Consider the following 2,461-nt stretch of genomic DNA (forward strand, 5'->3'; position numbering starts at 1 on the left):
AAACTGATGCGTGACGCCAAGATATTCCAGATCTATGAAGGCACCGGCGAAGTGCAGAGACTGGTCATCGCCGGCGATCTCTTGAGAGGTTAATTTGGGGCAGCCCCGGCGCCGGACGACCGCCCCGTTTCAAAACCACCCGGCAATAAGAAAAAGAGGAGGAGGAGTCCCAATGAAATACGCGGAGGAATATCAAAAGAAACTGGTTAGCGCCGACGAAGCTGTGAAAGTGGTCAAATCCGGAGACAAGGTCCAATATGGGGAATTCATGATGAATTCTCATGTGCTGGATGCCGCCCTGGCCGCGCGCAAAGACGAGTTGTTCGATGTCAAGGTGAGCACCGTGGTGTGTCCTTTCCCGGTGCAGATCGCCCAGGTGGATCCCACCATGGAGCACTTCACCTTTACGGACCTGCATTTCAGCGGGGCCAGCCGCAAACTGCATGACAAAGGGCTGTGCTACTACACCCCCCTGACCTACCACTACACCCCGGAGTGGTACAATCGCGGCTATGTAGATGTGGATGTGGCCATGATCAAAGTGGGTCCCATGGATGAATTCGGGTATTTCAGCCTGGGGACTTCACACTCCATAACCTCGGCAACCACCCGCGCTGCCAAGAAAATCGTCGTAGAGGTATGCAATGCTGTTCCCCGCACTTTTGGCGGCTATTACGAAACCATCCACATCTCCAAGGTGGATTACATCGTGGAAGGCGACCACCGTCCCCTGATACAGCTGCCCACCATCCCCGTCAACGACGTGGATAATAAAGTGGCGGAGATCATCGTCAATGAGATTCCTGACGGAGGCTGCATACAGCTGGGCATCGGCGCCATGCCCAATGCCATCGGTTCAATGATTGCCAAGTCCGACATCAAGGATCTGGGGGTGCACACCGAGATGCTGGTGGACTCCTATGTCGACATGCATGAGGCCGGACGCATCACCGGCAAGCGCAAACAGATCGACCGGGAAAAGATGGTGTTCACTTTCGCCATGGGGACTAACAAACTTTACAACTTCCTGGATAACAACCCCGAATGCGCCATGTACCCGGTTGACTACACCAACAACCCTTGGGTCATCGCGCAGAACGACAATGTCATGGCCATCAACAACGCCATCGAAATCGACCTGTATGGGCAGGTATGTTCTGAATCCTCCGGGATCAGGCATATCACCGGAACCGGCGGGCAGTTGGATTTCATTATGGGCTCCTTCAAATCCAAAGGCGGCAAGGGCTTCATCTGCCTTAGTTCCACCGTCACCGGTAAAGACGGCGAACTGATCTCCCGGGTGGTTCCCACCCTGCCCACCGGGGCTATCGTCACCGTGCCGCGCACTATTGTGACCTATGTGGTGACAGAGTACGGGATCGTCAATCTGCAGGGCAAATCCACCTATGAAAGGGCGGAGGCTCTCATCAATATCGCCCATCCGCAGTTCCGGGATGATCTGGTCAAACAGGCTAATGATATGGGTATCTGGCACCGGACCAATAAGATCGTTTAGGCGGGACGGACTTGATTGGCTTTGGCGTCATCAACTGAGGACCATACCTCCAGATGTTCGTAGCTTAGTGCACTGTTAACGGGCTTTGAGCCCCTGCGGCATATGGCTATCGGCGGAGGCTGCCAGCAGTACTGGCGGCCTCCCTTCTATTTTCTGCCGAGATTTAGCTGATTTCCAGGTATCAAGGTATAATATGTATATATGGCATAAACTTGAAAGGGAGGAATGAAAGTGGCAGTTCAGATAACTGAAGGGGTGTACTGGTTGGGAGTACAGGATCCGGATCTCCGCTATTTCGACATCGTGATGAAGACCGACTCCGGAACCACCTATAATGCCTACCTGGTAAAGGGTGAGAACGGAGCGGCCCTTATCGATGCCGTTAAGGAGCCCTTTTTTGAAGAATATCTCAGTTCCCTGCGTGAAGTGACAGATCTGGAGCAGGTGAAATATCTGGTGATCAACCATACCGAACCAGACCACTCTGGAGCGGTGCAAAAACTGCTTGAAGTAATGCCGCATCTGACTATCGTGGCCAGCGGTACGGCTCTGGAATTCCTGAAAGAGGTGTGCCGGAGGCCATTTAATTGCCAGCCTATTGTGAAAGGGTACAAAATCGAACTGGGCGGCAAAACCTTGAGCTTCTTGAGCGCCTTGCTCTTGCACTGGCCGGACAACATTTTTACCTACTTGCAGGAGGATAAGATTTTGTTTAGCGGGGACTGCTTCGGCAGCCATTTCACCGGCCCCCATCTCTTCAACGATGAAATTGAAGCTGAGCTTTTCCCGGCTTTCAAATATTACTATGACGGTATTATGTCCCCTTTCAAAAAATATGTCATCAAGGCTCTTAACCGGCTGGAGAGGGTGGATATCGGCATGATTTGCCCCGGGCACGGCCTCATACTGCGGCAAAATCCCCATGATTATATGAATCATTACCGC

At 52.6% G+C, this 2,461-nt stretch carries 3 protein-coding genes; all 3 read left to right on the plus strand.

From position 1 onward, the window contains the following. Positions 1–6: 6 nt before the first annotated feature. The gene (locus B3W37_RS12805; protein WP_483176066.1) at positions 7–93 is read left to right on the plus strand and encodes an acyl-CoA dehydrogenase family protein; all 87 of its coding nucleotides are present in this window, start codon (positions 7–9) and stop codon (positions 91–93) included. A gap of 79 nt (positions 94–172) precedes the next feature. Then, positions 173–1,516: an acetyl-CoA hydrolase/transferase family protein gene (locus B3W37_RS12810; RefSeq protein ID WP_483176055.1), complete on the plus strand. Its 1,344-nt coding sequence runs from the start codon at positions 173–175 to the stop codon at positions 1,514–1,516. A 231-nt stretch (positions 1,517–1,747) separates the two neighbouring features. Next, a partial coding sequence (locus B3W37_RS12815; protein ID WP_483176056.1) for an FprA family A-type flavoprotein occupies positions 1,748–2,461 on the plus strand: 714 nt, incomplete at its 3' end.

Source organism: Syntrophomonas sp. UBA5494, from assembly GCF_002426325.1.

Bases quoted from the DNA above. Each gene is read 5' to 3' on its own strand.
- B3W37_RS12805 (WP_483176066.1), top strand. From the start codon at position 7: ATGCGTGACGCCAAGATATTCCAGATCTATGAAGGCACCGGCGAAGTG.
- B3W37_RS12810 (WP_483176055.1), top strand. From the start codon at position 173: ATGAAATACGCGGAGGAATATCAAAAGAAACTGGTTAGCGCCGACGAA.